We start from the raw sequence: 26022 nt of genomic DNA, 5'->3' as shown, positions 1-26022 counted from the left end.
GTCTTTATGTGATTTGGCGCTAATATACACCCTCTAGTAGGTAGGCCTCGGGCGCTATCGAACGAGAAAAAGGATTACTGGATGGCAACTCTGCACTACACCTCGGGTGGTTCCGCCACCGAAATCGCAAACGCTGGCTTCAATCTGGCCGACGTTCAATATGTTAGCCAGGTCAACGCATTGCCGGATGGCATGAAGGGCCTGGTGTATCTGAATGAGCACGAGGGCGTAACCTCATCCTTCATCGAGAAAATGACCCCCTTCCTCGGCAATCCGAACGTGTTCGGATTCTATCTTGTTGACGAGCCCGATCCCACCGGCAGGTGGGGCACCTATGCAACCGCTGAGAACCTGAAGGCGGAATCCGACTGGATCCATGAGCATTTTCCGGGCGCCAAGACCTTCATCACCATGATGAATATGGGATCCCCGACCAATCCGGATTTTACGAACACCTACAATCCGGCCAACACGCATATCGACTATTTCGGAATAGACCCCTATCCGGTGCGCACGGGAACGGACACGGTCGATTACGACATGATCGATCGAGCCGTGGCTGCAGCGGTGAAGTCGGGCATCCCGGCTAACAACATCGTTCCGGTATATCAGGCCTTTGGCGGCGGTAACTGGGAGACTTCCGATGGCGGAAGACATGTCATGCCCACCCCCGAACAGATGCAAACCATGATCGATCATTGGGCCGCATTGGTTCCGACGCCCGGCTTCGACTACACCTACAAATGGGGAACGCAGAACGGCGACACCGCGCTTGAAAGCTCCTCCGAACTGCAGGCCGTTTTCCGGGAGCACAACCTCGCTACCACCGGGGCCGAACCTTCCGACACCAGCGACGGCAGCGCTGCCGCGACACCCCCTTCCGATGCCGCCGCCAGCGATAGCAGTTCGACTGTGACTGCCCCATCCCATGACGCCACCGGCGACAACACTTCGACTGCGACTGCCCCTTCCCATGACGCCACCGGCGATATCAGTTCGACTGCTACGGCCCCTTCCGACGCCACCGCCAGCGATAGCAGTTCGACTGCGACTGCCCCTTCCCATGACGCCACCGGCGATAGCAGTTCGACTGTAACTGCCGCTTCCGACGACGCCACCGGCAATACCAGTTCGACTGCCGCGGCCTCTTCCGAAGCCGCGACGGGCGATAGCAGTTCCACTGCAACTGTGCCTTCCGCTGCCACCGCTGCCGATAATAGCTCTACTGTGGCCGCCTCCGACTCCAAGACCAGCCATGGCACTTCTACTGCGACTGCTACCGCCATCGCCCCTTCCGACGCCAGCACTAGCGATAGTAATTCTGCTGGAGCTGCGACTTCCCACCGCACGGCCAGTCACGGAAAGGCCACCAGTGATGCCTCCCATGCAAGTGCAAGCACCGACGAAATGGCGGGCCATAGCGGCAACGACACCTCCCATGTCGACACTGGCGGCAACAAGATGGACGATTTGGGCAGCGGCGTTGACCGGGTGCTGGCTGTGTTGAGCCATGCTCTTTCTGCCGGCTCGGAGTTTCTCGCCACCAACAATCACTCCGACAGAACGGCAACCAACCTGACCGGCCATGGGTTCGCCCAGACCGTGCAGAGCGGTGAAAATGTCGGGGCCCAGGCAAAGAACGGCGCCGCCGCCGAGATCATGTCGGGTCACGGAGGCAACGATGCCTTCGACTTCAGCAAGCTTCAGGACAAGCTCCACCTCGATCAAGCCGCTCTTGCCGAGCTTAAGTCGGGCGGGCTTTCATTGCATGCGTCTCCTGCTGGTACGGCCACGGATGATGGTTCCCACCACATCATCTTTGACAGCTCAACCGGGTCGCTCTCTCTCGACAGCGACGCGGTCGGCGGCTCAGCTCAAGCGCAGCTCGCCACCCATCTCCCGTTGCAGCATCACTCTTTGATCTGAAAACCGGAGCGGCGGACCTTCAACTCGAGCGTGTCCGCCGCTCCTTCAATCGCGCCACGGAAGCTTGACTAAGAAAAATGCGATATCGGCAGACAGCAGAGAGATCGAAGTTGGTCGCGTTATCGCCAATGCGAATTTCGGATTCGCCACACCCTAAGCAGTCTCGGCAATTTTCAGCACGGCGTCGATCTCGGCCATCACCGCTGCCGGCAGCGGCCCTTTTTCCAGCGCACCGAGATTGTCCTCGACCTGCTCGGGCCGCGTGAAGCCGGGAACCGGCAGCGCGATTGCCGACTTGGCGAGGATCCAGCCGAGCGCGCCCTGCGCAAGCGTGCGTCCGCCCGACGTGAGCAGGTCGCGGATTGCCGAGAGCCTTGACAGATAGTGCGGGTTGGCGGCGCCATCCCTGAAAAATACCATCCATTCGGCATTGCCGCCGCGCACATCGTTGGTGGGCAGCCGCATGGCCGGCGTGTATTTGCCGGTGAGCAACCCCATTGCCAGCGGCAGCCGGCTGAACGAGACGAGGTTCTCGCGCGCCGCAACGGCCATCAGCCCGTTCGCCGGGGTAAACACATTGAAGTCGTTCTCTACGGCGACGAAGCCCTCGCGCGGCGCGTAGGCGGCAAGCCGTTCGCGGTGATCGGTGCTCCAGCCGAAGCCGCCGATCTTGCCCTCCTGGCGCAACAGGCCGAGCGTATCGAACACCTCGCCGGCGCGCTCGATCGGATACTCGTTGATATGTAGCAGCGCGACGTCGATACAATCGCGCTGCAGGCGCTGCCGCGAATTGTCGATCGATGTCCGGATCGCTGCGGCAGAGGCATCCTCGGGAGCAATCTTGCGCGTTTCGGGATCGCCGAAATAGCCGACCTTGGTGACGATGACGGCTTCGTCCTTACCCTTCAACGCTCGCCCGAGGATCAGTTCGGCATTGCCGGCGCCATAGGCGGCCGCCGTGTCGAACACCCGCGCGCCGATCTCATAGGCCACCGCCAGCGCGGCTTGCGACCTGATGTCATCGACCTCGCCATAGGTTGTCGCCGTGTCACGCCAACGCGCGGGGCCACCCGCCGCCCAGGTGCCGATGCCAATGCCCGGTACCGAGCGGCCATCCCAAAGCTCAATCATCTGCATGCCCGGTTCCTCAACGACGCACGCTGGCGTGGCGGGCATGCTCGCGGATCTCTTCGCGAGAAATGCCAGCATCCGCAAGTGTGCTGTCTGGGGCCCGCCTCAAGCTCGCAAGCGTCTGGCGATAGGCAAGCCAGCGGGCGAAACGGTGTCGAAGTTCATCCAACATGATCGTCTCCTTTGGCGTGCAGAATGCCCGCGCGCTTGGGTTGGTCGAAAGCGCAAAGCATCGGCGCGAAGCGCATGTGCGATCGAAAAGATTGCGGTGGCTTCTTAGCCAGCCGAGGCGCTTGTCACTGTCCCGCCAAGCAAGAATGTCCAACGCGTCCAACGCCTGCATACTTGCGCATGATGGCCCTTCGCGCTACAGCCACGGTCGCAAGGAGTTTTTCATTTCTGCAAAATGGATATCGGCTGGGACGATCTGAGGTTGTTTCTCGACGTTGCGCGGCTGGGTGGCTTGAGCGCAGCGACGGGAACCACGCGCCTCAGCGCAGCCACCCTTGGACGACGCGTCACCGCGCTGGAAAAGCAGATCGGCGAACCTCTGTTCGTGCGCCAGCAGACCGGCTACCGGCTGACCCCGGTCGGCGAAGAACTGCTGCGGCGCGCCGAAGACGTCGAGGCAGCAATGCAGTCGCTGACCCGCTGGCGCGAGGGAAACCTGCCCGACCGCATTGTCCGCGTCTCGGCCGGGCCATGGACGTCGGCCTTCGTTTCCGCCCATATCGGCGAGATCTGGACGGTCGATGACGGCATAAGGGTGGAGCTTGTCACCACGACCGAGCGGGTCGACATCGGCCGCCGTGCCGCCGACATCGGCATCCGCAGCGAGCGTCCGACCGAGCAGTGGCTGGCCGGCCGTCAGAGCGGCAAAGTCGCTCACGCCATTTATTCCGGACGTCACCTGATCAACGGCATCGCCGCTGGATTGTTCGTCGGCGTCACCGGCGAAGGCGCAAACGTTGCATCGGCGCGCTGGCTGCAAGCCCATCACGGCGACCGCATCGCCGTACGTGGCAACAACACCCATGCGGTGCGTGAACTGGTGGCCGCCGGCGCCGGCCTTTCGGTCTTTCCGTGCTTCGTCGGTGACAGCGATCCGCGGCTGGTTCGCGTCGCTCAGCCTATCCCCGAGCTCGAAACCGACCAATGGATCGTCACCCATCACGAGGAACGTCACTCGCCGCCGGTACGAAAAGTCGCCGACCGGATTGCCGCCTTGATGCGGGCGCACCAGCCGCTGTTTCGCGGCGAGACGCCGATCCGGTAAGCCTCAGGCGTCGATCGGCCGCCAGTGGATCAAGAATCAGATATTTTGTGGGCCGGACGATGCGCCGCCGCTGTTGAGGACGCCGGAGTGAGGCGCGCTGCTCGTCGAGATCCTTGCCTTGGGCGAAGAGAGCGGTATAAACCGATCAGCACCGGGCCGCCTATCCGGTCACTCGTCCTCCTGCCGGCTCATAGCCGTATGCTTCGCCCTTACGCACCACGCGACCGATGCCCGGCCAGCCAAGGTGCGCGCCGGCGATCCACGTCCCCCGCCTTGGCCGCGTCACTGAAAACCTTCAGGCGGGTTGCGCGCGCCGTCGGCTGATCGTCGTCATGGCCCCAACTGAACGCGGGATTGCCGAACTGCAAGGCCGGCACATGAACGACGTCCCCGAAGAATAGGAAACGGTCCTCGTCCGTGTCGAACGCGTAGCCGGTATGACCGGGAGCATGACCCGGCAGGGCGACCGCCCTCAATCGCTCACCCACCAGGTCGCCATTCTCGACAGGCTTCAGCAGGGGCCGGAACTGCGCAAGGTGGGCGTAAGCGAAAAAGCTCCCAACAGCCGCCTCGGGAATTACGATCGCCGTCAAGTTTGGAAAGAGCACTCGGCCGTCGGGGGTCAAAAGTCCGTGCACATGATCCTCAGCAGTTCGCCTTCACGTATTCTTCCTGAAGTTTGAATCGATGCAGTATATGATTTCGGAAGCAGCTCTGCATTTCCACAAACGACCCAAACCCGAGACGCGATGCAAGTCGGGACACGGTCGCGGGTGATACATGGCATCGGCGCGCGATTGCGGCGGCATTTTCGAAAGCCACGTAATCCGGCTCCGCAAATATCACCCGGGCGACAGCCTCCGACTTCTCCGGAAGTGTCAGTTCCCTTTTGGCAATCAGCGCTTTGAGCTCGTCAAGCGATGGCGCTCGTCGGTTGTCAACTGATACGCGCTGTCGACCGCATGTCCGTGAGGGATAAGATGAGCCCACAGACATAGTTCTCAAACTTTAACTATCTTCATGAAGATATCGAACTCGGCATCCACAATCGGAACCGTGTGCTCGTAACCGGGATATCTGCCTGAATCGACGTCTGCCTTGTAGTCCTTAAAGGCAGCGACGCGCTCGTCCTGAATCTTCTCCAGCTCAGGGCCAAGGTTTCGATAAACTTTTCCGTGTCGCGGCTTATGGTTCTTGCCGTAACCGCAAACGTCTTCTGTGAAGAGGTACTGCGCATCGGCATATTTGCCAGCGCCCATGCCTAGCATGACAAGCGAGGAGTTTTCGGTGAGGAATTTCGCAACGCGATCTGGGACGACTTCCAGCTCCGCGCCGAAGACTCCTATTTGCTCCAGCTTTTGGGTGTGTCGCCAAATGCGCACTGCTTCGTCCGCGGTCTTGCCGACTGCGCGCCAACCCGTCCAGGTGATATAAGACGGCACCAGGCCGATATGGCCAACGACAGGAATGTAGTTGTCGCATAACGTCTTCTGGATGTCGTATGACGCCGCACAATAAAAGGCGTCGCCGCCTGTGCCGGCAAAGTGGAACGCTGCACGCAGGTAGTCCTCCGCTGTTGCGAGCGGGCGGCCCGCGAAACTCCCATAGCTGCCATATGGCAAACCGACTTGTACGAAACAATCGCCGGCTGCTTGGCGCATTTCCGGATCGAAATATCGACCTTCGATGGAGAGCATATGGATGCCGGCGGCGGCTGCGGCAGCCGCCTCATCCGGGGTGCTGACGAAGAGCATGGAGATTTTCTGTCCGCTCTTCTTCATCTTGCGGATGTCCTCGACATGAGGACGGTTGTGATACATGCCCATAATCAGCCTCCGCAGGGGATCAGGCAGTCAAACAGCGCCTTGGCGATGAATGGCCAATTCATTTCGGCGCGCCAAGTAATCGGGCGGTCGCGCCAGAGCATCTCGGCGCAGGCTGCAAGCTGCAACGGCTGGTCCATATGGCTCAGATCTCGACCATGACGCGGCCATTTTCGACCTTCGTCTTGTACGTCTTGAGATTCTCGCAAGCGGGCGGGGTCTCTACGTCCCCAGTCGTGAAGTCGAAGACGGATGCGTGTTTAGGACACTCCACTGTATTCCCCATTACGAGACCGTCAGCGAGGTGAATACTCTCGTGCGTGCAAAGCCCGTCGGTGCAGAAATATTCGTCCGCATCATTTCGAAAGAGCGCAAAGGTGCGACCGCCATGATCGAAGCGCTTGGCTTCCTCGGCTTCGATGTCGGCGGCGGCACAGGCGTCGATCCAAGGCATGGAACCTTCCTTCAGATGGCTTGCGGTTTGTAGTCGGCGGGGGCGGACGGCATGACCCCCTGCAGTAGCGCTACGGACTTTTCGAGTCCCTCCAGAGAGTTCAGGAGCACGTCCTCATGCTCGATGGAAAGCCAGCCGTCATAGCCGGCCATCTTGAGGCGATAGCAGAATTGCCGCCACCACTCCTCGCCATGGCCGAAGCCAAGCGTGATGTAGCTCCATGACCGGGCTGGAAGATCCATCAGGCTGCCATTCTCGAGCAGAGATGTCGTCGCCTGCACTGGTGCGTTGAGCATCGTGTCCTTGGCATGAACGTGATATACCGCCTCGCCCAAAGATTGAGCCGCCGCCAGCGGGTCGGCACCCATCCAGAACAGATGCGAAGGGTCCAGATTCGCCCCCACGACGGGTCCGACCGCCTGTCGCAACTTCAGAAGCGAGGGCACGTTGAAGACACACTGGTTGCCGTGGAGTTCAAGCGCGATGCGCTCCACGCCGTTCTCTTCAGCCAACGCCACGATCTCGGTCCAGAAGGGAATCAGCTTCTCTTCCCACTGGTATTTCAAAATGGCCTGTGTTTCCGGCGGCCACGACGAGACGACCCAGTTGGGCATTGTATCTGCAGCGTTGCCGGCCGGGAGGCCGCTCATGGTGCAGACCGTCCGGATGCCCATTTCGCCCGCGACGCGAATAGTGGTTTTCAGCCCTTCGCCCTGGGCCGGGTCGGTCGGGTGCAGCGGATTGCCGTTTGCGTTGAGGCTGATGATTTCTAGCCCGCGCGCCTCGAACGCGCCAACGAAGCGCTTCTGGCCTTCCCTGTTGCCCAGCATGGACGAAAGCCGAAAATGCGGCGCGGTGGACCAGCCACAGGTGTTCACCTCGACGCCGGAGACACCCATGCGCTTCGCATGATCCAGCATCGTTTCGAAGGGCAGGTTGCCGAGGCTGTCTGAAACGAAACCCAGCTTCACGCGTAAAACTCCGGCTTTGCGATCATTTGGACGGGTACGCGGCGGCCCTCGTGCAACGCCTTCACGCCCGCCTCGGCAACGACGGCGGCGCAATAACCGTCCCAGCAATTCGCAGCGGTTGCCGGGAACTCACCAGTCATGGCGAAGCGTAGGAAGTCGCGGTTCTGCCGACGGTACGCATCGGCATAGCGGGTCCGCCAGTCGGCGTCGTAGCTCGTGCTCTGTGCAAGCGCAGAATCGATGCGAGTGTAGGCGACGTTGTTCATCGCAACGGTGCCCCGCTCGCCGATCAGCTCGGCACGGACATCGTAACCATAGGCGGCATTGTTGTTGATCTCGATGTTGACGAGTTGGCCATCGACCGTCTCCAGCACCATGAAGACAGGCGCGACCCGGGCATCTGAGCGCTTCGGCTGGAAGGCCGAAATCGACGCATATTCCGTCGAGAGCACATAGCGCACGACATCGAACTCGTGTGGGGCCGAATTGGTGATAGCCATTGCGCCGGTGAAATCTGCCGCCGGCGTTTCGACATTGCGGTGAAAATTGTGCATCATCAGGGGCCGGCCAAGGCGGCCGTCTGTAAGCGCTCGCTTCATCTCTTCGTAGGAGCGATCGTAGCGCCGCATGAAACCAAGCTGGACGAATTTCGCGCCCGACTTCTGTTCGGCCTCCATCACCGCGATACAGTCAGCGGACGCTTGTGAGAGGGGCTTTTCGCACAACACACGCTTGCCGGCGGCAATACAGGCCTTCGACAGCGGCGCATGCGTGGTATCGGGACTCGCCACGATGATTGCGTCCACGTCCTTCCGCGCGGCAACATCTTCTGGATCGGTGGAGATGTCGCGCGCACCAAAGGTGTCGGCAACAGTGCGGGCACGCGCCTCATCCATGTCGCACACCAGCTGAAGGCTTGCTCCGGGAAGGTCTTCCGCCACTATCCTGGCGTGGTCGGCGCCCATCACACCGGCACCGATCACTGCGATCCGTATTGTCATATTTCTTCTGCTTTGTTCGACGTGAAGAGGCTGGTGGCGCCAAGGGTCATCAGGGCCGGTCGAAGGCAGAGGTTTCCCGAGGAAAACGATCGGGCCGCCCGCCCATCCAGCTCGAGAGGCGGCGCATTTTCATTGTGATCATGCATGCAATTCATGCTCGATTTCCGCCTCGAGGTCAGCCATGGTTTCACCGCCGGCCATCAGGTCGGTGATCTCCTCGCGGGTTTTCTCGCGCTTCCGGAAATCGGCGGCGATCGCACCGCGAATGAGGACGGCGAAATGGTCTCCCACCGCCATCGCGTGCATCACCTGGTGGGTGATGAAGATGACCGCGAGACCGCGCCGCTTGGCTTCATTGACGATGCGCAGCACGTGAGCTGCCTGCTTGACGCCGAGCGCTGCCGTCGGCTCATCGAGGATCAGAACGCGAGCGCCGAAATGCACGGCGCGGGCAATGGCCAAAGACTGGCGTTCCCCGCCTGACAGGCCACCAACAAGCCGGTCACCGTCGTCGATACGCGTGATGCCGAAATCCCGCACCGCTTTCACCGCGATCTCGTTGGCGCGCTTGCGGTCGTAGATCTTGAACGGACCCCAACCCTTTGTCGGCTCCAATCCAACGAAGAAGGAGCGGCCGATGCTCATTAAGGGGAACGTTCCGCCGAACTGGTGCACGGTGGCAATGCCCCGCTCCTGCGCAGCGCTCGGACGGTCGAAGCTGACCGCCTTTCCGTCCATCAGGATCTCGCCGCTGGTCGGCTTGTGGACGCCTGCCAACACCTTGATGAGAGTGGACTTTCCGGCGCCGTTGTCGCCGAGGAGACACAAGACCTCACCCCGGCGAATTTGCAGCGAGATGTTATGCAACACGTCGATCGGGCCGAAAGACTTGTTGACATTTTTCAGTTCGAGAATGGCAGGTTTTTCGCTCATAATTGTCGCATCTTTCGTTCTTCCAAGCAGTCGCTGATCGCAACTGCAGCCGCATCGCTCAGTGCTGTATGGGTGCCCTCGGCACGCTTTGTTTCGAACCTCGCCGGTAAGACAGAGCCAGTTCCCGGAATGCCTGATTCATCAGCACCGCCGTCAAAAGCATCACGCCGATGATCAGGTTCGACCAGTTCCGGTCGATCTGGGTGAAGTAGATGCCTTGGCTGACAATGGCGAACGTGATGGTGCCGACGAAGATGCCGATGACCGAGCCGAACCCTCCCGTGAGCAGTACGCCGCCGACCACCACGGACACGATTGCGTTGAAGATGAAGTTCATTCCGCCGGAAACCTGGGCCGAGTTGAACAGGATCGCCTGGCACATGCCAACGAATGTGGCGCTGACGGCGGACAGCACGAACAGTGCGATGGTCATGCGGTTTATCGGAATGCCTGCATTGCGGGCGCTGACGCGATCGCCGCCCATTGCAAACAGCCAGTTGCCAAAGCGGGTCTTGTGCAGCACGAAGCCAATGATGACAGCGAACACTACCCACCAGACGATGATGACCTGGTGGCTTCCACCGATAAGCTGTCCGAACAGGAATTTGGCCCATTCGGGCGCGGTGACGGCAACGCTAGCGTTGCCAGTTAGCAACACGGACCCACTGAGCACCAAGCCCTGCATCGCAACCAGGGTGGCGAGCGTAATGATCAACGAAGGCACCGAGGTGCGGATCGTCAGCAAACCATTGACAAGGCCGACCGCCACACCGACCGCCAGGGCGCCGGCCATGCCCACCGCGATGGGCAGGTCATAGTAACCGCTAAGGATGGCGGTGGTCATAGAGCCCGCGGGAATCAATGCGCCGATGGAGATGTCGAGTTCACCCGAGATCATCAGCAGACCGACCGGAATGGCGACAATGCCGAGATTGGCGGCGAAATTCACCCAGCTCGCCGCCCCAAGGAGTGTACCCAGGTCCACGCCACCGAAAAATACGAAGAACAGCACCACCCCGATCAGGCTGAGGATCGAGCCTGCTTCCGGGCGGCGCAACAAGGATTTGATTGCCTCAGTCATGGCGGTCCCTCAAACCTTCTTCGATGAGTAGCTGAGCGCCAGCTGCCGAAAGGTGTCGTTGGTGAGTACGGCGATCAGGAGAAGCGCGCCGATGATGACGCTTCCCATGTTGGGATCGATACTCGTGAAGTAGATGCCCTGGTTTACGATAGAGAAGGTGATCGTGCCGAACACGATACCTACGACCGAGCCAAATCCGCCGGTAAGCAGAACGCCCCCGATGACCACGCACATGATCGAATTGAAGATGAAGGACTGCCCAGCCAGAACCTGAGCGCTCTGGTAGACCATCACCTGGCTGACTCCGACGAACGCGGCGGAAAACCCCGAAAGCATGAATAGACCGATGGTAAGCCGCTTGGTGGGGATGCCCGCGTTGCGCGCGCTCTCCTTGTCGCCCCCGAGTGCATAGATCCAGTTGCCCACGGGCGAGATGTGGAGGAGCCACAGAAGGGCGGCGATGTAGACGAGCCACCAGAGAATCGTCACTTGGAACATGCCCCCGAGATATTGGCCGAGAAGCGTCTTCGTGAGTTCGTCGGGCACCAGCGAGACACCGGTGCTGCCGGCGATCATCACCGTAAGGCCCAGCGTCAGGCCCATTGTGCCGAACATCGTTCCTATTGTAATTATCAGGGACGGGATCGTGGTTCGTGTGACGAACACGCCGTTGATCAAGCCGATGGCAAGACCGAGCCCAAGGGCGGCCGTGATGCCGAGCCAATCAGGCAGGCCATAGTAGCCGGATATGATCGCGGCCGTTAGAGAGGCCGCGGGAATCACGGCGCCGACCGAGATGTCCAGCTCACCAGCGATCATCAGCAGCCCTATCGGCAGAGCGATGATGCCGATCTCGGAGGCGATGCTCAGCCAACTGGCCGTACCGGCTGCTGACAAAAAGCCACTGCCTCCGAATATGGCGAAGAACAGAAAGACTGCGACCATGCCCAGGAACGAGCCCGTCTCGGGCCGCCGCGCCAGACGACCCAGGGCCAGTCCAGAACGGCCGCGATTTGCCATCGGCGTTGGGGTGGATGTCACGGGATGTGCCGTCATGGGTAATCCGCGAGTTATCGAGCGCCAAAAATTGCGGTCGCTATGGAAGTAGAATGCACTGGCCGCCCCCCTCACACGGCGGGCGGCCGTAAGGACACCTATCGCGCGCCGGCCTTCACGCCGGCAATGGTCAGCTCGACAGTGTTCTTGTCGATGATCCCAGGACCGGTGAGGATCTCGCGCGTCGGCACAGTCAGCCCGTAGTTTACCTTGCCATTCAAGATTGAGACGGCGAGGTAGCCTTGCCAGTAGCCCTGCTGGTCGATCGCGCAGGCCTGTTTTCCATCCTTGATGTTGTTCAGGATGGTCTCGTCAAAGTTGATGCCGCAGAGTTGAACCTGCCCGGCCTTGCCGGCCTGGGTAATACCGTTCATGGCCGAATTGGCGTCGACATTGCCGATGGTGAACACCGCGGTCACGGCTTGATGCTGCAGCAGATAGGCCTTCACCGCCTGCGCCACTGCTGTTGCCGAGCCGAAGGAGGTAGCTGGCAACGGCAACACATCGGCCTCGCCGCCGCCATTCTTCATCCCTGCCCTAAAGCCACCACAGTAGGCCTCGATATTGGCCGCACCCGGCAGTGTGTTGATGCAGACGCCTTTCTTGTTGCCGGCCTTAGCGAGATACTCGCCGCCGGCGACGCCACCTTTGTAATCGTCCGAGCCGACATAGTTCATAGCGCCGAGGCGATCAGCCGCCTGCAAACCGCCGGCATTGTAGATAACAAGCGGAATGCCAGCGTCCACAACCGCCTTGAACGCCGGATCCATGGCTTCCGGCACCCAGTCCGGACCGACAATGGCGTCGGCCTTCTGGTCGATGGCTTGGCGGATCAGTTCGGCCGCGTCCACACCCAGATTGTCGTAGTTCTGCGGCCCGAGCCAGGTGACTTTACCACCTTGAGCTTCGACCACCTTACCGGCGTCTTCGGCACCACGCTTGACGATTGACCAGAATGGATCGTCCGGCTTGCCGCCGATAACGAAGATGTCGGCGGCGAGCGTGCTGCTGGTGCTGTACGCAGCCAGCACTGCTGTGGACACAAGTATCTTGAAAAGCTTCATAGTCTTCCTCCCGGTTTACCCGCCCCGCGGGTTTCAACAAAAGCCTGGCTGCCCCGCACCCGCTCCTCTCGGTTTAGTCGAGACAGCGTCTGATCGTCATTCCGCCGGCATTCCAGTGGCCGGGCCGCCGCGGGCTTCCTGTTGCGCGCGCAGCTTTTCTTTCTTTTTGCGGAAGCGCGCCTTCATAGCCTCGTCAGCTTCTTTGCTACCGTCGTGCCAAGTGCCTAAAAGCTTATCGAGAGGGACCAGACCGTCACCGCCGTAGTTCACCTCGAAATACTTGTGGTGCAGGTAGTGGACGTAGGAATGGCTATCGAGCTTGATCTTGTCGGTGAGTTCGAAGGTCTCAAACCCAAGATGGCCATTCACCGCTCCGAAGCCGGCCCCATGCAGCGTGAAGTACGCGCAGACCGGGTTGGATGGGATCAGCAGGTGCAGCCAGGCTTCGGCATGGTAGAGGAACCCTTCCACCGGATGCATGGACAGCGACGACCACGGACTGGGGTTGATCGAGTTGTGGTGAACCGAGTGCACCCATTTGTAGAGCGGCGGCCAATGGATGGCGCGGTGCAGGAAGAAGAAATAGATCTCATGCACGGCCGGCGCGATGATGACGAGGAACGATAGGTAAAGCCAATTCGTCGTCCAGGGCAGCCAGACCGCCCAGCTATTAGCGTAGGCCCACAGCATCACGATTTCGACCACGGTCCACAGCGGTATAGTGATGAAAAACGACCGGCTGAAATTGTCGATATTCTGGCTCTGAAACCAGAAGACGTCGGACGGCGCGTCGGAGGGGAATTTTGGATTATACTTGAAGCGCGTCTCTTGCTTGCGCTGGATGTAATAGCGCAGCTCAAAGAACCCGTAGAAGAGAAAAATGCCCCCTGCGTTCAGGCCGTACAGCCAAAGGTAGTTGAGCAGCGAAAAGGTTGCCAGGCTGTCCCAGTTCGGAATGAGCAAGTTGACCCAGATGATTGCCGTGGCCATGTGGAAGGCGTTCCAAGGCCACAGAAACTCGGGAAACCAAGCCAGTACCTTCTTGGCGTTGAACGGGCGATGCCAGATCGGCACCGGCTCGGCGCGGCGGTGCGGGACCCAGTTTCCGCGTTTGTCGCGCGTTCCATACTGAACGTCATCCATCCTAATAGCCTCCTGACCGACCATCCAACCGGCCTTGGACCAGTTCGGGCTTCAATGCGGAGGCGATTCATATCGGAGGCTTGATATCGTCGGAACACAAAAATAGTATTTAGGTCGCATTCGTATCATTTAGTGTCAATCATGATGATACAGCAGCGGAGGATCAATGAGGCGGCCTACCATTCGCGACCTCGCTCAAGCCGCTGGCGTATCAGTGGCGACTGTGAACAGAATCCTCAGCGGGACGGTTTCCGTTCGCCCAAAGACCGTGCAACGAGTACAAAGCGCAGCCGAAGAAATCGGATTCTATGGGATCGGGGCGATCGACGACCGGGCCAAGAAACTGTCGCCGCATCACCGATTTGGTTTCCTGCTGCAGCAATCGACCCGTGAGCTCTACAAACTGTTCGGGAAGAAAATCATCGCAGCTTGTCGCGATCGTCGCGACGAAATTGTTGAGGCCATCGTCGAGTTTGTGGATCTCCTGACGCCGGAGACTATCTCCAGCCGACTCGTGGCGCTCGGCGACACCTGCGATGTAGTCGCGGTGATCGCACCAGATCACCCTATAATAGGACAGGCAATCCGTTCACTGAAGGAAATGGGGAAGCCCGTTGTTGCTTACATTACGGACCAATCCGCGCCGGAACGAGCGGCCTATGTGGGAACGGACAACTGGAAGCTGGGGCGTACGGCGGCATTCTTGATTGCGCAAACCACCCAAGGTCCGGGTCGCATTGCGGTTTTCATAGGAAATCACCGATATCAATGCCAAGATGTTTCAGATGCCAGCTTCCGTTCGTATTTGCGCGAACACGCTCCGCGGCTCACAGTGGAAGAAAGTCGCCCTACTCATGAGGAATCGAGCGAGGCTTACCGTATGGTGGCCGAACTCCTGAAGACGACTGATGATCTCGTAGGAATTCTGATCGTGGGCGGCGGAATAACTGGAGTGCTCCGTGCGCTGCGAGAGATCCCTGCCGAAAGGCGGGCGGGCATCAAGCTGGTTTGCCGTGACATTGGCCCCGATACGCGAAAAGGCTTGTCCGAGGGAATGATCACTGCAGCTCTTTGTCATCCACTCGAGGCGACCTCGGCCCTCCTTGTGCAGACGATGATTGACGTGATTGGACCGCAAGCACCGGTCGCGACCCTTCAGCGGTCTATACCTTTTGAAATAGTCACGCCGGAAAACATCTGACGCATTTATCTCGGCTCCAGCGGTGCTTTGCGGATCGGGCTAGTCCGGCCAAGGCTGCCGATCGCTGGTTCCGAACCTCGTCGAGACTGCATGAACAATCTAAAGGCACCATTCATCATTGGTAGGACGGTCACTGTCGCGCACCGTTGGAGGACGTCCTCGAACTATTGATTTTATTGGCTTTTTCGTGGGCCTAAATCAGAGAGTTTCCCGTATTGTCTCGCATCGTTCCGCCCCCACCGGACGCTTTGAAATTGGCCACACCAAATGCCTGCTTCGCATCATCCACGAAGAGCTGCGCGCCATCTCCGGCGCCCGAGCAATCCCGGCTGCAGCGCTTTGAACAACCAACGCTGTGGCCATCGATACAGCCCTTTGCGTGAGCCCTTCAGGAGTTGGCCAACCGCCAGCCGTCGGTGGTTCCTGGCCGACCTCAATGAATTGTACTCCTTTCGTATAGATCAGAAATCTTCCCGCATCGTTCCGTATGGTTCCGCGACCCCGGCGCCCCTATTCCGCAGGTGCCGTCTGGCTTGGTTTCCCGAAAATACGCTTTTAGGAAAGTCCTGGAGCCGGATGACCGATCTTGCGACGCAGTTCCGAACCGATCCCTCGATGACGGGCTACCGGACATGGCCCGTCAAAGGTCTGTCGCTTACCAAGGAGCATCGGGACGGCAGCGACCGGTCTTGACCGGTCGCCGAGGATGACGAGCGTCCTTGTCGGCGAAAGATCCGCCCGCCTTTTCACGCCCTTAGCCACGTGATTGGATACGACGTATCTGTATATCAATTTCGTTGCTAGGGTCCTTCATGAACGAGCAAGATCGACGTTTTACACGCGAGCGCATGACAATCCTCGGCGATGTCAAAGCGGCATCCTTTCTTCCATGGATCGAGCGTCATGCCGCCAAGCTCGGCCTCGCGCCGGCAATATTCGTTGCCGGTGCCGACCGGATCGAACTCGACGTTGCCGGTCGTGCGGAACTGGTCGATATGATGGAGATGGGGTGCTCTCTTGGACCAATCGATGTCTGGGTCGAGGCCATTCGTCGGACGCCGATAGAAAACGAATCAGGCTAGGTTTGGGACCAGGGTCTCTGCCTCTTTTTTGGGCATTGTTGCCAGTGCGAAAATATTGTGCAAACGTGATCGGACTGATCGTCATGTCTTGACCGCGAATCTGCATTTGGGAAGATGGGTCGATGTCGTTCGAAGGTTGATGCATGCTGCCCTATCCGTCCGGCTCATGGATGCCAGTTGCCCTCTCCGTGGACTTGCCAGCGGGAACCGTAATGCCGGCGCAAACCCCGGTCGGACCGATTGCCCTTTGGCGAAGCCGGTCCGGCCGCGCGGCGGCCTTCGCGGACAGATGCCCTCATCGCGGCATGCGCCTTTCCCGTGGTTTCGTGCGCGGTGAGGCCCTGTCCTGCATTTATCACGGTTGGAGCTATGCCCAGGCCGGAAACTGCTTGCGCATTCCGGCCCATCCGGGCCTGACGCCGCCGGAAACGATTGGTGTCGCAACACAGCCCGTCGAGGACAGCGGCGGAATCATATGGATTTCCGTAGGCGAACCCACCGCTCGGCCGCCGCGGTTCGACGGCCTAGCCCCTCTTCGCTCCATGATAGTAGAGGCGGGCATTGCCGCGCTGGAGGCGGCCGCCGGTACGAAGGCCGACGGAGGCCTGCTCGACTACGCGCAAAATGCCCAGACCCTACGGCTGCTGCTCACCCCCCAGGGGAAAGCGCGGACGCTGATGCATGTTCTGGTCGACGAAGGCACTGGTCCGGCCAAGCGTATCGCTGCGTCGAGGGCAGCCGAGACGCTACGGCGGACCGCCGAGGATATTCTGCGCAGTGGCGTCGCCCAATGACCCGCAACGCGATGATCGACGAATGGTATCCGGTCGGCCTTGCCGGCCGGCTTGACACGCATGAGCGCCAGACGGCGCTCATGGGCGAGCCGATCGGGGTGAGGCTCGGCGCAGACGGAAACGCGAAGGTCACGGGCAGCAACGGACGTGCCCTGCCGGTCTGCATCCGCTACGGCCATGTCTGGTCGTCGCTCGGCGACCCGCAAAAGGCGCTCTTTGCCATCCCCGAGGCTGATCAGCCCGGCCGCCGGCTCGTCGATGTCGGGGTTGTGCGCGTGCGCTGCTCGCCGCTGCGCGCGGTGGAGAACTTCCTGGACATTGCGCATTTCCCCTTCGTGCATACGGACATATTGGGGGCCGAGCCGCACACGGAAGTCCCAAACTACAAGGTCGAGATACGGGAGGACGAAGACGAGGTTTGGGCGACCCAGGTGAAGTTCTACCAGCCGCAGGCCGCCAAGTCGGCGGAAGGCGGCATAACCACCGAATACATGTATCGCGTGCCTGCGCCGACCTGCTCGATCCTCTACAAGACCTGCCCGCCGCGCCCGGATGAATGGGACGTCATCACGCTTTTCGTGCAGCCGCTTGCCGAAGACCTGTGCGACGTCTGGCCGTGGATGGCGTTGTTCGACGACGAAACATCGATGGCAGACCTGATCCATTTCCAGCAGACGATCTTCCTTCAGGACCGGTCGATTCTCGAAAACCAGATCCCGAGGCTGCTGCCGCTCGATCCGGGCATGGAGATCCCCACAAGGGCGGACCTGACATCGGTTGCCTACCGGCGCTGGCTGAAACGCCACGGCTACACCTACGGCGCGCAACTGGTGGCGCAATGAAGCTCTACGACTACGTGCTGTCCCCGAGTTGCTACAAGGCGCGCCTGATGGCGGCGCTGACCGGGGTGAAGCTTGACATCCGCCCCGTCGATTTCCATCCCGGCGCCGAGCATCGCGGTCCCGAACTCATGGCGCTCAATCCGGCGGGTTCGATCCCGATCCTGGAGGATGGCGACCTCGTCCTGACCGAATCCTCGGCCATGCTGGTCTATCTTGCCGCGAAGGCCGCACCGCAATGGCTGGGCAACGATACTGCTCTGCAGGCGGCACGCGTCCAGCAATGGCTTTCCTTCTCGCATCGGCTGACCGGCAGCCTGGGGGCGGCGCGCTTGCACGAGATGCTGCTGCGTCCGGGCGATATCGCCACCCTTCATGGGCAGGGGATAGCGGCCCTGCGGGAGCTGGAAGCCGGCCTCGTCGAACAGCATATCCGCGGCCAGCGCTTCCTCGCGTCGGACAGGCCGACGATCGCGGACGTCGCCTGCTTTCCTTATGTGGCGCTGGCGCCGGACGGCGGCGTTTCGCTCGACCCCTATCCCGCGATCCGGCTCTGGTCGCGGGCGATCCGCAGTCTCGAGGGCTTCATCGAGATGCCCGGTATCCACCGGCTGCACGAACTGAAGCCCGAGCCCGTCCTCGAAGCCGGCGAGGCGTGACTTGGCGGGCCACTTGCTGAAGAACTGCGCAGCGGTCATCGTGGACGAGGGCAACGGTCCGGACATCCGGCGCAATGTCGATCTCTTGACCGACGGCCCGGCGATACGGGCCATCGGCGAAGGCCTCGACAAGGGAGAGTTGCCCGTCGGGACCGTCACGCAGGACGCCGCCGGCTGGTTCGTCTATCCCGGCCTCGTCAACACCCATCATCACTTCTTTCAATGCTTCGTGCGCAACCGCGCCGATCTGGACTGGACGAAGTTGTCGGTCATCGAATGGCTCGACCGCATCTATCCCATTTTCTCGCGGCTGACCGAGGAATGCTTCTACCACGCTTCGGTCACGGCCATGGCCGAGCTGATAAAGCACGGTTGCACGGCCGCATTCGACCATCAGTATTGTTTTCCGCGGAAGGCCGGCAAGCGGCTGATCGACCGGCAGTTCGAAGCAGCCGAACTCCTCGGTATGCGCTTCCATGCCGGACGCGGCGGCAACACGCTACCGAAATCGAAAGGCTCGACCATTCCCGACGCCATGCTGGAGACGACGGACGAGTTCATCGCCGATTGCGCCCGGCTGATCGACGCCTATCATGATGCCGGTCCTTTCAGCATGCGCCAGGTGGCCGTCGCGCCCTGCCAGCCAGTCAACTGCTATCGCGAGACCTTCGTGGAATCGGTGGCGCTAGCGCGTGATCGCGGGGTGCGTATGCATACCCATGTCGGCGAGGGCGAAAGCCCGGTCATCGAGGACCGTCACGGCATGCGGACGGTGGATTACTGCGCGGAGATCGGCTTCTGCGGGCCGGATGCCTTCTATGCCCATTGCTGGGAGCTAACCCACGACGAGCTGCGCAAGATGGCCTCAAGCGGCACCGGCGTTTCGCATTGCCCTGAGCCGGTCTATCTCGTCGGCGCCGAAATCACCGATATCCCGGCGATGTCGGCCTTCGGCCTCAGCATAGGACTAGGTTGCGACGGTGCAGCCTCGAACGACAATTCCAACCTGATGCACTGCATCCATTCCGCCTACATGCTGCAATGTCTGTCGGCATCGACACGCGACCATCCCGTTCCGCCGCCGGCCGATTTTCTCGGTTATGCGACGACGGGGGGCGCGGCGCTGCTCGGGCGCGGCGACATCGGCAGGCTGACGCCTGGCATGGCTGCCGACCTTTTCGCCATCGATACGCGGCGCATGGACTATGTCGGCACGCGGCACGATCCGCTGAGCCTGCTTGCCAAGGTGGGCATCGGCATGCCGACCGACATGACCATGATCAACGGCCGCATCGTCTGGGCCAAGGGCGAGTTCCCGGGGCTCGACGAGGCGCAGCTGTTCGCGGAAGCCGAGGCGGCGCTCGCGACCGTGGAATTCTAGAAACCGAAAACAAGGGGAACCTACATGCTGACAAATCTTACCCGCAGAACATTGATGAAGGGCGCGGCCGCCTCCGGCCTCGTCGCAGCGGCGGGCGGCCGCGCGCTTGCTGCCGACGAACCTCTGGGCATCGTGCTCGTGGTCCCGTCGCCGGTCGGCGATGTCGGCTGGGGCCGTGCGCTCGCCGACGGGCTCGAGCCGGTGAAGGCAGCCTACGGCGATAAGGTGAAGGTCACCATCATCGAGAATATACAGGAAGGACCCGATGCCGACCGCATCATGAACAAGGTGGTCGCCGACGGGAACAAGTTCCTGATCGCCGGCTCCTTCGGCTACCAGAACGGTGCCCTGCAGATCGCGCGCCGGAACCCCGACGTCACCGTGCTGCATGCTTCCGGTTTCCAGGTAGCGCCGAACTTCTCGCCCTTCGCGGCCCAATATTTCCAGGGTACCTACCTGATGGGCATGGCGGCCGCCGCGCTGTCAAAGACCGGCAAGCTCGGCTCGGTCTCCGCCTTCGCCATTCCCGAACTGATCACCTCCATCAACGCCTTCACGCTGGGCGCGCAAGCGGTGAAACCCGATGTCGAGGTTTCGGTGGTATGGGTGAACTCCTGGTTCGATCCGGCCAAGGAGCAGGAAGCCGCCAAGGCGCTGCTGGCGCAGAAGTGCGATGTGATCTTCTCCAACGCGCAGGACACGCCCTCCGTCGTCTCGGCCTGCGAGGAGGCCGGCGTCCCTGCCTTCAACCTCAATTCGTCGATGAAGAAATATGCGCCTAAAACCTATCTAGGCTGCGTGGCGACCGATTGGTCACCCTTCTTCAAAACCTCGGTCGACGCCCACCTCGCCGGCAAGTTCAAGGGCGCCAACGCTTTCCTGGGTGTCGGCGACAAGGTTGTAGAGGTCGTCGACTGGAACCCGGGTATCCCGGCCGAGATGATGAACAGGATCAAAGAGGTTGGAGCCAAGATCGCCGGCGGCAGCTTCTCGCCCTTTGCCGGTCCGGTCGCCAAGGCCGACGGCAGCGAGGGAGTCCCCGCGGGAAAAACGATGACCGATGCCGAGATCGTCGCAATGGACTGGCACGTCAAGGGTGTCACCACGCCGCTGCCCAAGTGACCGTGACCACCCCGCTCCTGTCGCTGCGCGGCATCTCCAAGAGCTACGGCCAAATCCATGCCAATAGAGACATCGATCTGGATGTGGCTCCGTGCTCGATCCATGCGATCCTCGGGGAAAACGGAGCGGGCAAGTCGACGCTGATGAAGCTGATCTATGGCGTCGAGCAGCCGGACGCCGGAATGGCGACCTGGAAAGGGGAACCCCTGGCCCTTGCTTCCCCGGCGGATGCGAGGCGCAAGGGGATCGGCATGGTCTTCCAGCATTTCTCCTTGTTCGAGACGCTGACGGTGGTGGAGAACATCCGGCTGGTCGTGCCCAGGGGCAAATCGGATCTTGCGGATCGCATCCGCATGCTCGGCCGCGAGTTCGGACTCGAAGTCGATCCGCTCGCCCATGTGCACGCGCTCTCTGTCGGAGAGCGGCAGCGGGTGGAAATCATCCGCTGCCTGATGACCGAACCCCAACTCCTGATCCTCGATGAACCGACCTCCGTCCTGCCCCCGCAATCGGTGGACAAGCTATTCGAGACATTACGGCGGCTGCGCGACCGCGGCGTCTCCATCCTGTTCATCTCGCACAAGCTGGAGGAGATCCGCGCGGTCTGCGACCGCGCGACCATCCTGCGCGGCGGGCGCATCACCGGCCGCGTGGACCCGCGCGACCACGACGCGCACGACCTTGCCCGGATGATGATCGGCCGCGACATGCCGCAGCCCATGCCGGCGCTCGCGCATTCCGGCGGCGAAAAGCGCCTCGAAATCGTCGGCCTCGACCATCGGCCGGACGATCCCTTCGCGGTGGCGCTTTCCGACGTCAGCCTGACGGTCCGGGCCGGCGAGATCCTCGGGATCGCGGGCATATCGGGCAACGGGCAGAGTGAACTCGCAGCGTTGATTTCAGGCGAAACGGTGCTGCCGCGCGAACAGTCCGACCGTATCTATATGATGGGAAAGGATGTCGGCGCGCTCGACGCGGCCGCCCGCCGCCGACTGGGCTTCGCCTTCGTTCCCGAGGAACGGCTTGGCCGCGGCGCCGTGCCGGAAATGTCGCTTGTCCTCAACAGCCTTCTGACCGCCCATCCGTTCGGCCTGTTGAAACGCGGCCTCGTCGACACGAACCAGGTGAAGGCTTTCACCGAGGACTGCATCCGGCAATACGACGTGCGCACGCCCGGTTCGGAAGCGGAGGCCGGCTCGCTTTCGGGCGGCAATCTGCAAAAGTTCATCGTCGGCCGAGAGATCATGCTGTCCCCGCAATTGCTGTTCGTGGCGCAACCCACCTGGGGCGTCGACATCGGCGCCGCGTCCGCCATCCGCCGGCGCCTCATTGCCCTGCGCAACCAAGGCATGGGTATCCTCGTCATCTCGGAGGAACTGGAGGAACTGTTCGAACTCTGCGATTCGATCCAGGTGCTCCATCAAGGCCGGCTGAGCCCGCCGCTGGTGACGCGCGACACGAGACCCGAGGAGATCGGCCGCTACATGATCGGCGCGCATTCGACGGCCAAAAAGGTCCCTGCATGAGCGCTCTGTCCGCGCCGCTCCTTCCTGTTCTCGTTCGCCGGGAGCATGCCTCGCTTCCCGTCAAACTGATCGCCCCGCCCGTCGCGCTCGCCTTGGCGACGCTTCTCAATCTCGGGCTCTACCTCCTTATGGGCCGCGATCCGGTAGCCGTTTTCCACGCGATGCTTCTGGAGCCCTTCCTGTCCTGGGCCTCTTTCTCGGAAGTCCTGCTTAAGACCGCGCCGCTACTGCTGATCGCGCAGGGGCTCGCGATCGGCTTTCGCGCAAAGGTCTTCAACATCGGCGCCGAGGGCCAGTTCATCCTCGGCGCGATCTTCGCATCGGCCATTCCCATCTGGTTCCCAGAGGCAACGGGCCAATGGATCTGGCCCTCCATGCTTGTCATCGGTGCGCTGGGCGGCGCTCTGTGGGCGTCGCTCACCGCCTTCTGGCGCGTGAAGCTCAATGCAAACGAGATTCTCGTATCGCTCATGCTGGCGCTCGTTGCCGCGCAACTGCTCAACTACCTGCTTCTCGGCCCCTGGAAGGACCCAAACGGCTTCAACTTCCCGCAATCGGTGATGTTCCAGTCCGACGCGATGGTGCCGATCCTGATCCCCGGCACCCGCGTCAACGTCTCGCTGCTTATCGCCTGCGCGCTCTCCCTTGCGGCCTGGATCTTCATGCAGAGGAGTTTCGCCGGCTTCAAGCTGCAGGTCGGCGGCCTCGCGCCGCGCGCGGCCGGATACGCCGGCTTCAACGAAGGACGGGCGATCTGGCTTTCCCTGCTCATCGGCGGTTTCGCGGCAGGCCTCGCCGGAGCGGCCGAGGTGGCCGGGCCGCTCGGCCAGCTGCAGCGCTCCATCTCGACCGGCTACGGCTATGCCGCCATCATCGTGGCCTATCTCGGTGGCCTTCACCCGGTCGGCATCACCTTTTCCGCGTTGCTCATGGCGGCCCTCTATATCGGCGGCGATAACGCCATGGTCTCGGCAAATCTGCCGGTCGCTGCGGTCAGGGTTTTCCAGGGCAGCCTGCTGCTCGCCTATCTCGTCGCCATCGCCTTCGTCCGCTACCGGCTCGAATGGCGCCATGCCGCCCACGGAAGCACGTCATGAACGCCGTCGAGTTCATCATCGCCGGGATGTTGGCGGCGGCTACGCCGTTTCTCCTTGCGGCGCTCGGCGAACTGGTGGCCGAGCGGGCTGGCGTCCTCAATCTCGGGGTGGAGGGACTGATGGCCCTCGGCGCCGTCATCGCCTTCATTATCGTCTATCAAGGCGGCGGGCATCTCCTCGGTTTCCTCGCCGCGGGCCTCGCCAGCGCGGCTCTTTCCCTGGTCTTTGCCGTCATCGCGCTGGGATTTCGCGCAAACCAGGTTGCGGTAGGCCTTGCCATAGGCATCCTCGGCCAAGGCCTCTCGGCGCTGTTCGGCAAGAGCTATGAGAGCCTCACGGTTAAGGGGCTTCCGAAGCTTTCATTGCCCGGGCTTTCGGATATCCCGGTGATCGGCGGCTTGTTCGCCCAAGACGTTGTCGTGTGGCTTTCGCTTGCCGCGACCGTCGCCATCTGGGCGATATTCGCCTACACCAAGACCGGCCTCGTCGTCCGCGCCATCGGCGAGAACCCCAAGGCGGCCCGTGCGCTCGGCTATCCGGTGATCGCCGTGCGCTTCGCCGCGGTCGCCTTCGGCGGCGCGTTGGCAGGTTTCGCCGGTGCCTACGCATCCGTGGTCTACACTCCGCTCTGGGCCGATGGCATGATCGCAGGGCGCGGCTGGATTGCGATTGCGCTCGTCGTCTTCGGCACTTGGCTTGCCAGCCGTATCTTCCTCGGTGCGTGCCTCTTCGGCGCCGTGTCCCTCGCAAGCCTCGCGGCCCAGGCAACAGGGCTGGACGTTTCCTCGCAACTTCTATCGAGCTTGCCTTATCTCGTGACCGTAATCGTGCTCGGCATCATCTCTTCGAACCGCCGTCTGCTCAAGCTCAACGGCGTGGCTTCGCTGGGAGAACCTTTCGAACGATAGTGTCGCTTGGTACGGCCCATCAAGGATCCCGTGAAGAATGGTGGATTGCGCCCGCGCTCTGAAGCCATCCAGCGCGCCTACTCGGCCCCGCTCGTCGCCTACGGGTGGCGGCCACCGGCGCACCTTCACAGAATGTCAGCCCCGACCCATTCAGGCGTCGGCTAGAAGCGATAACGCACTCCAACAGTATTCGCGTTGGAACCCTCTCCCATGTTTCCAAACGTGCCACCGGCGCCGGATCTGTGATGGAGTTGATAGACAAGCTCGACGTTGGGAGCTTGCCTTAGTCTGAAAGAAAGCTCCGCGCCGATAAAACCAAGGAAGGATGCATCGCCATCGTAATGGATTTCGCGGGCGTGCTCGATCTCGGTGACGCCTGTAACGGCACTGACACCGGCCGTCAGCGCTGGCGCAATCGCCAGATCGCCGATGACAAGGCCCTGGTGGCGAAGCCGCATCCCGGCCCAAAGCTCTCCGGACGTATCGTCGTCCTCGCCAAACCTTATGGCAGCCCCAGTCACACCGCCAAGGACAAAACCGGCGCCAACATCGGCGAAATCACGGCCGTAAGCAGCTCCGATCATGTAATTGTTCGTATAGTCGGCCCCGAAGACGTTGATAGTATCCCCGAAGGACCCGGTCACAAAGACGCCCCCAAAAACATAGACGTCGTTCTTCGTCGGTTGACCGGCAGCGAAAGGATCTTCGGTTGCAAAATAGATTAAGGGAGAACTGTTGTCGGCGAGGGCGGAAGTGAGGGAACCGGTCAGAATCAGCGCAGCCAAAGCCGCTTGCACCCCGCGCATGCACAAGCTCCGAATCAATTCTCAGTTGATCATCATTCCTCCGGTGTTTCCCGTGAAGAAGCAAGTTCCCTGCTCCAGAAATTGGAGGGCTCTACCCCGTTGCTTGACCAAGGTTTTTTCGGGACGCTGACCTTCGGCTATATGGAGCAGCCCAACATCCCCCGCGCGCTGGCGATCTGCCGCAAGAAGGCTGGAAGTTCGACATCACGAGATCCTTCTTCCTGTCGCGGCGCTCGCTCAAGACATCGCCCAATTCCGGCATGCCGGTCTGGCAGGACAACCCGTTCACCGGGCTGGCGCGCACGGCGGCTGATGCGACTGAATATTGCAAGATTCCGACCGGACGTGTGGTCGAGATCGGAACCCAGGTGGCTGTCTAAGCTTCTGCATATATAGTAGGCGCTGGTCCGACTTGGCACCTGCCCATCCGTCAACCCAACGTGAGCCCACAGGCGCATTGGCTCGCGTCGACATCATATGGATTTGTCCAACCCATGCGAGCATACTGCCTGAACACGTTCCTTTAGCGAGGAACAAGCTGATGCGCGTCGGTACGAGAGGCGTTCCGATCGAATACTACACGCTAAGGATTGCCGAGCCGGCAGGCTCGCAATCTGGTGCTGGAGGCGACCCCAAAGCAGAACACCGCAACGAGATAGCCGACGAGACTGAAGCGCAGATCACGAACGGCCAGGCCGGCAATGATGGCCAGTTGCGCAACACCAATGTACCGTAGGATGAATGTGAC

Annotated in this window: 27 protein-coding genes and 2 pseudogenes; 14 read left to right on the top strand and 15 right to left on the bottom strand. The window is 61.1% G+C overall.

Going from position 1 to position 26022, the window contains the following annotated elements:
* Nucleotides 1–81: 81 nt before the first annotated feature.
* Nucleotides 82–1926, top strand: a complete 1845-nt coding sequence (locus NKJ35_RS15910) for a calcium-binding protein (protein ID WP_352648305.1) — start codon at nucleotides 82–84, stop codon at nucleotides 1924–1926.
* A 153-nt stretch (nucleotides 1927–2079) separates the two neighbouring features.
* Here the strand turns inward: NKJ35_RS15910 and NKJ35_RS15905 are convergent, their stop codons facing one another.
* Nucleotides 2080–3063, bottom strand: coding sequence for an aldo/keto reductase (locus NKJ35_RS15905; protein ID WP_352648303.1), 984 nt, complete (start codon nucleotides 3061–3063; stop codon nucleotides 2080–2082).
* Nucleotides 3064–3073: 10 nt separating this feature from the next.
* On the bottom strand, nucleotides 3074–3229 hold the full coding sequence (locus NKJ35_RS15900; RefSeq protein ID WP_352648301.1) for a YjiS-like domain-containing protein: 156 nt from the start codon (nucleotides 3227–3229) through the stop codon (nucleotides 3074–3076).
* Nucleotides 3230–3463: 234 nt separating this feature from the next.
* Between NKJ35_RS15900 and NKJ35_RS15895 the strand changes: the two genes are divergently transcribed.
* Nucleotides 3464–4333 (top strand): LysR family transcriptional regulator, encoded by an 870-nt coding sequence (locus NKJ35_RS15895; protein WP_352648298.1) that lies wholly within the window; start codon nucleotides 3464–3466, stop codon nucleotides 4331–4333.
* A 209-nt stretch (nucleotides 4334–4542) separates the two neighbouring features.
* Here the strand turns inward: NKJ35_RS15895 and NKJ35_RS15890 are convergent, their stop codons facing one another.
* From NKJ35_RS15890 to NKJ35_RS15840, 12 genes and pseudogenes are all read right to left on the bottom strand, one after another.
* Nucleotides 4543–4941 (bottom strand): MBL fold metallo-hydrolase, encoded by a 399-nt coding sequence (locus NKJ35_RS15890; protein WP_352648295.1) that lies wholly within the window; start codon nucleotides 4939–4941, stop codon nucleotides 4543–4545.
* A gap of 37 nt (nucleotides 4942–4978) precedes the next feature.
* Complete coding sequence (locus tag NKJ35_RS15885; protein ID WP_352648293.1) at nucleotides 4979–5329, bottom strand: MurR/RpiR family transcriptional regulator; 351 nt, start codon at nucleotides 5327–5329, stop codon at nucleotides 4979–4981.
* Between the two features lie 5 nt (nucleotides 5330–5334).
* Nucleotides 5335–6159, bottom strand: a complete 825-nt coding sequence (locus NKJ35_RS15880; protein WP_352648291.1) for a 3-methyl-2-oxobutanoate hydroxymethyltransferase — start codon at nucleotides 6157–6159, stop codon at nucleotides 5335–5337.
* 50 nt (nucleotides 6160–6209) lie between these two features.
* Nucleotides 6210–6296 (bottom strand): annotated as a pseudogene (locus NKJ35_RS30910) (hydroxypyruvate isomerase); the annotation flags it as partial.
* Between the two features lie 5 nt (nucleotides 6297–6301).
* Nucleotides 6302–6610, bottom strand: a complete 309-nt coding sequence (locus tag NKJ35_RS15875; RefSeq protein ID WP_352648289.1) for a MocE family 2Fe-2S type ferredoxin — start codon at nucleotides 6608–6610, stop codon at nucleotides 6302–6304.
* Between the two features lie 11 nt (nucleotides 6611–6621).
* The gene (locus NKJ35_RS15870) at nucleotides 6622–7581 is read right to left on the bottom strand and encodes a sugar phosphate isomerase/epimerase family protein (RefSeq protein ID WP_352479339.1); all 960 of its coding nucleotides are present in this window, start codon (nucleotides 7579–7581) and stop codon (nucleotides 6622–6624) included.
* The gene (locus NKJ35_RS15865; protein WP_352648287.1) at nucleotides 7578–8582 is read right to left on the bottom strand and encodes a Gfo/Idh/MocA family oxidoreductase; all 1005 of its coding nucleotides are present in this window, start codon (nucleotides 8580–8582) and stop codon (nucleotides 7578–7580) included. Before NKJ35_RS15865 ends, NKJ35_RS15870 begins: the two co-directional genes overlap by 4 nt.
* A 138-nt stretch (nucleotides 8583–8720) precedes the next feature.
* Complete coding sequence (locus tag NKJ35_RS15860) at nucleotides 8721–9515, bottom strand: ATP-binding cassette domain-containing protein (RefSeq protein WP_352479341.1); 795 nt, start codon at nucleotides 9513–9515, stop codon at nucleotides 8721–8723.
* Between the two features lie 58 nt (nucleotides 9516–9573).
* Entirely contained in the window at nucleotides 9574–10596 is a 1023-nt protein-coding gene (locus NKJ35_RS15855; RefSeq protein WP_352509024.1) for an ABC transporter permease, read from the bottom strand.
* A gap of 9 nt (nucleotides 10597–10605) precedes the next feature.
* A complete protein-coding gene (locus NKJ35_RS15850; protein ID WP_352479442.1) occupies nucleotides 10606–11616 on the bottom strand; it encodes an ABC transporter permease in 1011 nt (336 codons plus the stop codon).
* Nucleotides 11617–11750: 134 nt separating this feature from the next.
* Entirely contained in the window at nucleotides 11751–12716 is a 966-nt protein-coding gene (locus tag NKJ35_RS15845) for a sugar ABC transporter substrate-binding protein (RefSeq protein ID WP_352648284.1), read from the bottom strand.
* A 96-nt stretch (nucleotides 12717–12812) separates the two neighbouring features.
* Nucleotides 12813–13859 (bottom strand): sterol desaturase family protein, encoded by a 1047-nt coding sequence (locus NKJ35_RS15840; protein ID WP_352648281.1) that lies wholly within the window; start codon nucleotides 13857–13859, stop codon nucleotides 12813–12815.
* 166 nt (nucleotides 13860–14025) lie between these two features.
* On the opposite strand from NKJ35_RS15840, the gene NKJ35_RS15835 reads away from it, so the two are divergent.
* The 10 genes from NKJ35_RS15835 (at nucleotide 14026) to NKJ35_RS15790 (ending at nucleotide 24468) form a co-directional block, all read left to right on the top strand.
* Nucleotides 14026–15060 carry a LacI family DNA-binding transcriptional regulator gene (locus NKJ35_RS15835; protein WP_352648280.1) on the top strand — a complete coding sequence of 345 codons (1035 nt, stop codon included), beginning with the start codon at nucleotides 14026–14028 and terminating at the stop codon, nucleotides 15058–15060.
* An 812-nt stretch (nucleotides 15061–15872) separates the two neighbouring features.
* Nucleotides 15873–16142 carry an acylphosphatase gene (locus NKJ35_RS15830; protein ID WP_352648277.1) on the top strand — a complete coding sequence of 90 codons (270 nt, stop codon included), beginning with the start codon at nucleotides 15873–15875 and terminating at the stop codon, nucleotides 16140–16142.
* Between the two features lie 143 nt (nucleotides 16143–16285).
* A complete protein-coding gene (locus NKJ35_RS15825) occupies nucleotides 16286–16936 on the top strand; it encodes a Rieske 2Fe-2S domain-containing protein (RefSeq protein WP_352648275.1) in 651 nt (216 codons plus the stop codon).
* The gene (locus tag NKJ35_RS15820; protein ID WP_352479347.1) at nucleotides 16933–17778 is read left to right on the top strand and encodes an aromatic ring-hydroxylating dioxygenase subunit alpha; all 846 of its coding nucleotides are present in this window, start codon (nucleotides 16933–16935) and stop codon (nucleotides 17776–17778) included. Before NKJ35_RS15825 ends, NKJ35_RS15820 begins: the two co-directional genes overlap by 4 nt.
* The gene (locus NKJ35_RS15815) at nucleotides 17775–18434 is read left to right on the top strand and encodes a glutathione S-transferase family protein (protein ID WP_254819361.1); all 660 of its coding nucleotides are present in this window, start codon (nucleotides 17775–17777) and stop codon (nucleotides 18432–18434) included. The genes NKJ35_RS15820 and NKJ35_RS15815 overlap by 4 nt, the downstream gene beginning before the upstream one ends.
* Before the next feature lies 1 nt (nucleotide 18435).
* Nucleotides 18436–19815: an amidohydrolase gene (locus tag NKJ35_RS15810; protein WP_352648273.1), complete on the top strand. Its 1380-nt coding sequence runs from the start codon at nucleotides 18436–18438 to the stop codon at nucleotides 19813–19815.
* A 27-nt stretch (nucleotides 19816–19842) separates the two neighbouring features.
* Complete coding sequence (locus NKJ35_RS15805) at nucleotides 19843–20937, top strand: BMP family ABC transporter substrate-binding protein (protein ID WP_352648343.1); 1095 nt, start codon at nucleotides 19843–19845, stop codon at nucleotides 20935–20937.
* Between the two features lie 2 nt (nucleotides 20938–20939).
* Nucleotides 20940–22463 carry an ABC transporter ATP-binding protein gene (locus tag NKJ35_RS15800; protein ID WP_352648341.1) on the top strand — a complete coding sequence of 508 codons (1524 nt, stop codon included), beginning with the start codon at nucleotides 20940–20942 and terminating at the stop codon, nucleotides 22461–22463.
* Complete coding sequence (locus tag NKJ35_RS15795) at nucleotides 22460–23560, top strand: ABC transporter permease (protein ID WP_352479350.1); 1101 nt, start codon at nucleotides 22460–22462, stop codon at nucleotides 23558–23560. The genes NKJ35_RS15800 and NKJ35_RS15795 overlap by 4 nt, the downstream gene beginning before the upstream one ends.
* Complete coding sequence (locus NKJ35_RS15790; RefSeq protein ID WP_352479351.1) at nucleotides 23557–24468, top strand: ABC transporter permease; 912 nt, start codon at nucleotides 23557–23559, stop codon at nucleotides 24466–24468. The genes NKJ35_RS15795 and NKJ35_RS15790 overlap by 4 nt, the downstream gene beginning before the upstream one ends.
* A 161-nt stretch (nucleotides 24469–24629) precedes the next feature.
* Here the strand turns inward: NKJ35_RS15790 and NKJ35_RS15785 are convergent, their stop codons facing one another.
* Nucleotides 24630–25274 carry a hypothetical protein gene (locus NKJ35_RS15785; RefSeq protein ID WP_352648270.1) on the bottom strand — a complete coding sequence of 215 codons (645 nt, stop codon included), beginning with the start codon at nucleotides 25272–25274 and terminating at the stop codon, nucleotides 24630–24632.
* Between the two features lie 123 nt (nucleotides 25275–25397).
* Between NKJ35_RS15785 and NKJ35_RS15780 the strand changes: the two are divergent.
* Both NKJ35_RS15780 and NKJ35_RS15775 read left to right on the top strand, forming a co-directional pair.
* Nucleotides 25398–25654, top strand: a pseudogene (locus NKJ35_RS15780) (KUP/HAK/KT family potassium transporter); the annotation flags it as partial.
* Nucleotides 25655–25815: 161 nt separating this feature from the next.
* Entirely contained in the window at nucleotides 25816–26010 is a 195-nt protein-coding gene (locus tag NKJ35_RS15775) for a hypothetical protein (protein ID WP_254819356.1), read from the top strand.
* Nucleotides 26011–26022 lie beyond the last annotated feature (12 nt).

The organism is Mesorhizobium sp. M0136 (genome assembly GCF_040322515.1).
GTDB lineage: Bacteria > Pseudomonadota > Alphaproteobacteria > Rhizobiales > Rhizobiaceae > Mesorhizobium.
This window is presented reverse-complemented; position numbering and strand designations above follow the sequence as displayed.